The organism is Flagellimonas sp. 389, from assembly GCF_018449435.1.
Taxonomy (GTDB): Bacteria; Bacteroidota; Bacteroidia; order Flavobacteriales; family Flavobacteriaceae; genus Flagellimonas.
The window spans coordinates 1-575 of the sequence record NZ_JAHCMU010000038.1 but is presented as its reverse complement, the minus strand read 5'-3'; the positions used below and the strand labels follow the sequence as shown (position 1 = coordinate 575).

1 pseudogene is annotated in these 575 nt (G+C 54.6%); it reads right to left on the bottom strand.

The features are described from left to right. A pseudogene (locus KIM67_RS18505) lies at positions 1-539 on the bottom strand (IS1182 family transposase); the annotation flags it as partial. Between the last annotated feature and the right edge of the window lie 36 nt (positions 540-575).

The window sequence follows — 575 nt, the reverse complement described above, 5'->3', positions numbered from 1 at the left end:
CCGAAGACGGGTATCCATCCGGTGACCTTCCTCTGTTCGAGAAAGTCGTAGTTGGAGCCGTTGGAATATCCTGTGTCCGCCAACAGGTCCGTCATTATGAGTTCGTTCCGCCCTAAACGGTCCTGGACTTTTTGGCCGATATCCTTCAGGTACTGGCTGTCCCTGTCGTCGGCAAAGTCGGCCTGGATATGCGAGATGACCCCTTCCGCTGTATCCACTGCCATGCTGCAGCGGTAGTTGAGCTTTCCGGCCTTGCCCGGTTTTACCGATATGCGGGCATCCGGGTCATGGGGATTATAGTGTGTCTTGTTGCTCAGCAGGCGTGCTTTTTTGTGGGATCCGCCGACCGGTCGTACCGTACTCTCCCTTAGATTTTGGTGGTGTTTCTCCACGCGCTTCAGCTCATGTTCGGGAGCGGAGATACGTGCGGGGGATACAGCACTTCCATCTTTTTTAACAGTTCCACCGTTCTCTTCCGATGCCTTCTTCAAGTGGTTGCCTATAGAGTTTCCGGGCATTTTCGGTACCACGCTTTCCATGGACGCGTTCGCCTTTATCGGTGCCGAATCCACCGC